Source organism: uncultured Blautia sp. (genome assembly GCF_902497045.1).
Classification (GTDB): domain Bacteria; phylum Bacillota; class Clostridia; order Lachnospirales; family Lachnospiraceae; genus Blautia_A.
This window is the reverse complement of record NZ_CABVDF010000159.1, coordinates 1-6,660: the sequence shown is the minus strand read 5'-3', so window position 1 is coordinate 6,660 and position 6,660 is coordinate 1. Positions and strand designations below refer to the sequence as shown.

At 44.8% G+C, this 6,660-nt stretch carries 7 protein-coding genes; 2 read left to right on the top strand and 5 right to left on the bottom strand.

All coding sequences use genetic code 11. The annotated features are described in order from the left end of the window. Window positions 1-104 precede the first annotated feature (104 nt). Window positions 105-2,600 carry a YfhO family protein gene (locus RDS42_RS10905; protein ID WP_308783691.1) on the top strand — a complete coding sequence of 832 codons (2,496 nt, stop codon included), beginning with the start codon at window positions 105-107 and terminating at the stop codon, window positions 2,598-2,600. On the opposite strand, the gene rimI is transcribed toward RDS42_RS10905, so the two are convergent. Genes rimI through tsaE form a run of 3 tightly spaced genes read right to left on the bottom strand, consistent with a single transcriptional unit; the run spans window position 2,524 to window position 4,136 of the window. After that, window positions 2,524-2,958 carry a ribosomal protein S18-alanine N-acetyltransferase gene (rimI, locus tag RDS42_RS10900; protein ID WP_308783690.1) on the bottom strand — a complete coding sequence of 145 codons (435 nt, stop codon included), beginning with the start codon at window positions 2,956-2,958 and terminating at the stop codon, window positions 2,524-2,526. The two genes, RDS42_RS10905 and rimI, sit on opposite strands and share 77 nt — an antisense overlap. Further along, window positions 2,955-3,692 carry a tRNA (adenosine(37)-N6)-threonylcarbamoyltransferase complex dimerization subunit type 1 TsaB gene (tsaB, locus tag RDS42_RS10895; protein ID WP_308783689.1) on the bottom strand — a complete coding sequence of 246 codons (738 nt, stop codon included), beginning with the start codon at window positions 3,690-3,692 and terminating at the stop codon, window positions 2,955-2,957. The genes rimI and tsaB overlap by 4 nt, the downstream gene beginning before the upstream one ends. A 9-nt stretch (window positions 3,693-3,701) precedes the next feature. Further along, the gene (tsaE, locus tag RDS42_RS10890) at window positions 3,702-4,136 is read right to left on the bottom strand and encodes a tRNA (adenosine(37)-N6)-threonylcarbamoyltransferase complex ATPase subunit type 1 TsaE (RefSeq protein ID WP_308783688.1); all 435 of its coding nucleotides are present in this window, start codon (window positions 4,134-4,136) and stop codon (window positions 3,702-3,704) included. Window positions 4,137-4,283: 147 nt separating this feature from the next. Here tsaE and RDS42_RS10885 point away from each other — a divergent pair, with 147 nt between their 5' ends. Continuing rightward, window positions 4,284-4,802: a peptidylprolyl isomerase gene (locus RDS42_RS10885; protein WP_308783687.1), complete on the top strand. Its 519-nt coding sequence runs from the start codon at window positions 4,284-4,286 to the stop codon at window positions 4,800-4,802. 102 nt (window positions 4,803-4,904) lie between these two features. Here RDS42_RS10885 and RDS42_RS10880 read toward each other — a convergent pair whose 3' ends face one another. Further along, window positions 4,905-5,561 (bottom strand): YigZ family protein, encoded by a 657-nt coding sequence (locus tag RDS42_RS10880; protein WP_308783686.1) that lies wholly within the window; start codon window positions 5,559-5,561, stop codon window positions 4,905-4,907. A gap of 30 nt (window positions 5,562-5,591) precedes the next feature. Beyond that, entirely contained in the window at window positions 5,592-6,470 is an 879-nt protein-coding gene (locus tag RDS42_RS10875; protein WP_308783685.1) for a C39 family peptidase, read from the bottom strand. Window positions 6,471-6,660: the final 190 nt, after the last annotated feature.

Below are 6,660 nucleotides of genomic sequence, written 5' to 3'. Positions count from 1 at the left end.
ATTTTTTTAAGATAAATGGAATATCTTTTTTACAGGATTATTTTCAAAACAGTTTTTTTGTTCTCACAGATAAACCATCAAAAACAGCCAGAAGGAGAATATTTATGAAAAAAACAGTACATTACCTGTTTCTTGCCGCAGCAGTTTTTTTATTTAAATGGATCATACTTCCCCAGGAAAAGCTTTTTGGTTCCACCACCGACTGGTATTGTCAGCATGTGACCATTGCAGACACCATGCGTAAGCAGTTTCTGGAAACCGGAGAACTGATGCCCGACTGGTGTTCTCTTGGAAGCGGTACCAACTTTTACACACTTTCCTATTATGGTTTTCTCCGTCCGGATGTACTGATCAGCTTCTTTTTCCCGGATATCCCCATGGAAATCTTTATTCAGGGCTATGCCATTCTGGAAATGATTCTGGGTTCCTGGCTGCTTTACTGGTGGCTGCAAAAGAAAGGAATTCCGGAAAGTCTGTGCTTTACCAGAGGATTTCTTTATCTGACTTCCAACTGCATGTTTCAGGCACACAGACAGATCATGTTTATCAGCTATCTTCCCTTTCTGATACTGGCTCTGATCTGTGTGGACAGGCTTTTGCAGGAAAACACCTCCTGTTCTTCCCGACGTTTTCCTGTCTGCACAGGACTTTCTCTGTCCATCTGCATGATAATTCTTCACAGTTTTTATTTTTTTCCTGCCTGTTTTGTATGCATTCTCCTGTATTTTCTCCAGCTGGATAACAGACCAGAAAAACGTCCCTGGCTTCCTTTTCTCTGTTCTGTTACAGCAGGAGTCAGTCTTTCTATGGTATCTCTGCTTCCCACAGCGCTGACGATACTGGAAAATAAAAAAGATGTGAAATCTGCCTCCATCCGGGAAATTTTTACCGTAAATCCCTCTTTGAACACACTGCTTTACAGCCCTTATGGATGCGGTCTCACTCTGATCTGCCTGTATTGTCTTCTTCTTTGCCTTTTTCGCAAAAAGACACAAAAAACAGCAGCGGTACTCTGCCTTCTCCTTTGCAGTCAGTTCTGCTGCTGGATCCTGAACGGAACTCTCTATCTCCGTCCCAAGGCGCTGATTCCTTTTTTGCCTCTGATCTTACTGCTGACCGCAGATACTTTGAGTGAAATTCATGAGAAAAGTATCCGTCATCGCTTTCCTCTGGCTCTTTTGTGTATGATTCCCGGACTGATACAGATCCTTTTTCTCCATTCCGGCAGAAAAATCCTGATTCTGACTGATATGCTTTTTCTTCTGGTGTATGCTGTTTCCAATCACAGACCAGTTGAAAGACTTGCAGGTATTTTTCTGGTTTTTCTGATTCCGTCTCTGATTTTTGTTTCCACTGCGCGGACAGAATCCTATGTTTCCTCCTCCAACCAAAGCCGGGAGATTTTTTCCTCAGAAGAAATAAAAAGTGTTCTGTCCGAAGATAACAACAGTGCCCTGGATATTCTGAGCGCTCCAATGACAAACAGTAATTACCTGCCTGCCGGAAACCTGAGACGGACAACTATGTACTCCTCTGTTTCCAACAGTGCCTATAACCGGCTTTTTTACGATATTCTGAAAATGCCTGTCAGTACCAGAAACCGGGTAGCCATGAATGCCGATGCAAATCCCTTTCAGGAATATCTGATGGGAGTCCGTTATATTCTGACCGCAAAAAGCAAGCTTCCTGAAGGATATTTTCCTTTGCTGCAAAAAGGAGATTATATTCTGGCAGAAAACAGACATGTGCTTCCCTATGCCTACGGAACTACGGCTCTTCTCAGCGAAAAAACCTTTGATACGCTCAGCTATCCTCAGACGCTGGACACACTTGCCAATCGTACCATTGTTCCTGAAGCTTCCGACACTTCCACTACGGCATACACCTCACTTATGAAGGAGTATCCTCTTCCCGGGGATTTTCTGGAAGCACCGGAAAGCGGACAGGCTCTTACCGTCACCAAACATCTTCCTGCTGTTCTGGAGCATCAGATTCTTCTGCTGTCCTGTGATATTTCCTACAACGGAAAAAAGGATATCGACATTACCATAAACGGAATACGGAATCGTCTTTCCGGTTCTGACGCACCCTACCCAAACCGTAATGAAACCTTTACCTGGATTTTATCCGGAAACGAACCGTTAAAAACTCTGGATATCCACTTCTCCCAGGGTGATTACAAAATCCACAATATCCAGGCATTTACCCTGCCTTTTTCCGCTCTCGCACATCCGGATATACAGCCCTTCCGGCCTTCTGCTGTAAAAGAAAAAGAACTTCTTCACGGTTCCATAGCTATGAGCGGAGACGGATATTTCGTTACTTCCTTTTCTTATTCCAAAGGATATCAGATTCTTGTGGACGGCAAGAAAGAAACTCCCCGGATGGTCAACAAAGGTTTTCTGGGGTTTCCTGTAAAAAAAGGAACGCATGAAATCGTAATCCGATTTCATGCGCCCGGTAAATCCATTGGAATCCTGTTCAGTTTTGCTGCTGCTGTATTTCTTATTCTGGCAAAGTTATCTACATTGCCTTTGTCATCAGCACTGCGTTTTCCACCGGATTCTCGTAATAATTCTTACGGAGTCCGTCCTCTTTAAAGCCCAGTCTTTCATAAAGCCGTCTGGCGGTTCCGTTTCCCTCACGAACCTCCAGATGGACCAACTTTATCCCCTGCATCTCTGCCAGACGAAGGATGCTGTCCACAAGGAACTGACCGATTCCTTCTTTCTGGCGGTCTTTTTTGACCGCCACATTCAGGATATCTCCCTCATCCAGCACAGTCATCATGCTGCAGTAGCCAAGAATCTGATCTTTTTCCTCCACTACAAAAAACATGGTGTCTTTTTTCATTAGATAGGTAAGAAATCCTTCCCTTGTCCACGGTACCGAAAAAAGAGCTTCTTCGATATCCATAACCTGATCCAGATCCTCCACCAGCATTTCCCGAAAAGTCATTGTACTGCTTCCCCGCTTTCTGCCTGCTGACGGGCTTTTTCTCTTTCTGCCCGCTCTCTTTCTGCCTGAGAAACACGGAGATAATCCGGCATGTGCTCCCGGGCAGTCTCATATCTTCCTTCCTGATAATATACCAGTCCCAGAGCCGCCACAGCAGCCGCTCTCTGCCTGTTTACATGAGCCGGTGCAAAAGAACAGGAGAACTCCGCTTTTTCCAGAATAGTTTCACGGAACACCGGAACACCGTCTCCCAGAAAAGTCACCTGCTGCCCGTATCCGTTCAGTTTTTCCAGAAGTTCCCCAACCGGCACTGCCATCTGCTCTTCCACCACCTGAAGCTTATGATCCTCAAAACGATAAATGCCCGTATACACCTGGTTTCTTCTTGCATCCATAATCGGGCAGATCAGTCCCTGTACATCATAAAGATTAAAAGCCAGTGCTTCTACCGTAGGAACGCTGATCAGCGGTTTTTCCAGAGCAAGTCCCAGCCCCTTGGCTGTTGCTGAACCGATACGGAGCCCGGTAAAAGAACCGGGACCGCCTGCCACGGCAATGGCGTCAATAGTATTCAGATCCAGCTCTGTCATTTTTGCCACTTCATCCAACATGGGAAGAAGTGTCTGCGAATGTGTTTTTTTATAGTTTACCGAATATTCTGCGATCATGGTATCGTCTTCTACAACTGCAACAGACGCTACAATACCGGAACTGTCCAGACCTAATATTTTCATTTTTTCTCCCTACCTTTCTTCAATCTCTTCAATGGTGATCCGGCGGTAATCAAAGCCCTGGTCCAGATCCTTTTCGATGGTAACAGAAATTCTTTTTGCCGGAAGAATATCACGAATCAGCTCTGCCCATTCTATGAGGCAGATTCCTTCACCGAAAAAATAATCGTCGTAGCCGATTTCTTCCATTTCCTCAATATCTCCGATACGGTATACATCAAAATGATAAAAAGGCAGACGTCCTTCCTCATATACCTGGACAATGGTAAAAGTAGGGCTGCTGACCGCCTCTGTAATGCCAAGACCAACTGCCACTCCCTGAGTGAATACTGTTTTTCCTACGCCAAGATCACCATTCAATGTATATACCTGCCCCGGCTTCGCTGTCTCTCCGATTTTTTTTCCTAATTCAAAAGTCTCCTGCGGACTCCTTGTTTCTATTACCATTTCTGCACCTTTCCATAAACATTCCCGATTATTTTATAAACCGTTATGATTTCCGTTCTTTTACTTATTCCTTGCGAAATTGTTCTTTGCATATTATAATAGAGCAAACAGAGAAAAACAATACTTTTCGTAAAAGGAGATAAAACTATGGCAAATCCAGTTGTAACCATCACCATGGAAAACGGTGATGTAATGAAAGCAGAACTTTATCCGGAGGTCGCTCCCAACACAGTAAACAATTTTATCAGCCTGGTAAAAAAGGGCTTTTATGACGGACTGATCTTCCACCGTGTGATCAACGGCTTCATGATCCAGGGCGGATGTCCGGACGGAACCGGAATGGGAGGCCCTGGCTACAGTATCAAGGGTGAGTTCGCGCAGAATGGTGTTGCCAACGATCTTGCACATACACCGGGAGTTCTCTCCATGGCAAGAGCCATGCATCCAAACTCAGGCGGAAGCCAGTTCTTCATCATGCACAAAGCAGCTCCTCACCTTGACGGAAACTATGCTGCTTTTGGCAAGATTACAGAAGGAATGGATGTGGTAAACCGCATTGCAGAGGAAGATACTGATTACAGCGACAGACCTCTTGACGATCAGGTAATGAAAACTGTAACTGTAGAAACCTTTGGTGTGGATTACCCGGAACCAGAGAAATGCTGATCCGCTGACAGATAAGCACTGCAGAGCAAAGCCGGTACATTTCCCTTATATGTAGGGAAACTGTACCGGCTTTTTTGCGGCAATTATTTGTTTTGTAATCTGCTAATCTTCAAAAGTCATAACCTCTCCGTCCAGAACAGCAAAATACAGTTCCCTGTCTTTTTCCATCCGGGCTCTTCCATTGGTTCCTTCTGTAACAGCCTTCTGAACAGCCTCTGTTTCATCCGACGGGATCAGAAGCTCCAGAACCACCTTATCCGTATACTCACTGTTCAGGATCGGAATACTTCTTTCTCCTGCAATATACTGGATTTTTCCGATTCCTGTATAATCTGTGGTTACTTTCATAGATATTCCCCGGCGTTTTTCAATGATACGGCTGGCTGCAAGGCCTTCCTGTACTGCCTTTGAATAAGCACGGACAAGCCCTCCGGTGCCCAGAAGAACCCCTCCAAAATATCGGGTGACCACCACTGCCACATTGTAAATATCCTCTCCAAGGATCACATCCAGCATAGGGCGCCCTGCCGTTCCGGAAGGTTCTCCGTCATCACTGCAGCGGGTATATTCCCGATTCAGACCAACTGAATAGACAAAACAGTTATGTCTTGCATCCCAGTATTTCTTCTTCATTTCTTCCAGAAAAGCCAATGCTTCCTCTTCGCTTTTAACCGGACGCACAGTTGCGATAAATCTGGATTTTTTTTCCACAATTTCCCCTGTGCCCCCCTCCAGCACAGTCTTATATATTTCCAGCATATTTCCTCTCCTTTTCTCCTTTATAAATTTTTATTTTCCATATACCCAGCATTTCTCTATCTGAGGCTCCAGTCTGTCATACTCCCATTTTTTTCCGCTGTTGCTCCTGCTGAAAGGATCGTTAATGATCATCTGGCTTCCGGTATGTCCCCGCACCACGATAAAATGCCCGTTGTCCGTAAAATCCCCCGGTCCCATGGCGCAGATGATCAGCTTTCCTTTATCCAGCTCTCTTTCCATTTCTGGCAGGCTCATATAGGCAAACTGAGTTGCCTGAACTCCGTATTCTTTTGCCATATCCTCCATAAACAGCCAGGAAGTTCCCTCACCTTCCACATAATACCCCTCTTCCATCGCCCGCTCTGCCAGTCGGTCCGGAGTAAGGCTTTTATCCCGGGTGATGCTGTAAAGAACCATAGAAAGACAGGTTGGTCCGCATCCTGATATTCCTATGTTTGACTGTCCGTAAGGAACATATCCCCATCGTTTGTCCCACTGTACAAAAAGCGGCACTTTTCTCCTGCTTTCAGAAAGAGTGATGCCTCCTGATGGTTCCGCCGGCGCAGTCAGACAGTTCACTGCAAAATCCAGAACTTCCGTATTCCGTTTCAGTATATTCAGAAAATCCGCCGGGTATTTTTCTCTGTTTTTATTTATCTGCTCCCAGAGCTTCTCCTCCCGTGTTTTTTCTACGGGAGTTACTTCTACGACTATAGCCTTCGGAGCCACAGTGGTTTCCTGGAACTGCCATTGTCTGCGTTCTCTCTGCAGAAAAATCCCTGCTGCCGAAAACAGAAAAACAGAAACTGTCATAATAACTCTTCGATTTCTCTCTTTGATCCTGTTTTCCACAGCAGGACTTCTTGGGCGGTCATTTCCGCAAGAACCCGGATTTTTTCTTTTTTTCAAAGCATAGTCCCCCTTGCCCGATTTTTATTTCGGTCAAAATTACATTTTTTCTTTTGTGTAACGATTATACCATAAAAGCACTTTCTGCTGTAATTTTTCTTATCATATTCTGCTGTAAAAGGTTCTGTCCACAACCTTTGCAGCAACGAAAAAAATTAATCCTGATTTCTTATTCTCTCATATTGTACAT

Coding starts and splice junctions, on each gene's coding strand:
- RDS42_RS10905 (WP_308783691.1), top strand. CDS start 105: ATGAAAAAAACAGTACATTACCTGTTTCTTGCCGCAGCAGTTTTTTTA.
- rimI (WP_308783690.1), bottom strand. CDS start 2,958: ATGACTTTTCGGGAAATGCTGGTGGAGGATCTGGATCAGGTTATGGAT.
- tsaB (WP_308783689.1), bottom strand. CDS start 3,692: ATGAAAATATTAGGTCTGGACAGTTCCGGTATTGTAGCGTCTGTTGCA.
- tsaE (WP_308783688.1), bottom strand. CDS start 4,136: ATGGTAATAGAAACAAGGAGTCCGCAGGAGACTTTTGAATTAGGAAAA.
- RDS42_RS10885 (WP_308783687.1), top strand. CDS start 4,284: ATGGCAAATCCAGTTGTAACCATCACCATGGAAAACGGTGATGTAATG.
- RDS42_RS10880 (WP_308783686.1), bottom strand. CDS start 5,561: ATGCTGGAAATATATAAGACTGTGCTGGAGGGGGGCACAGGGGAAATT.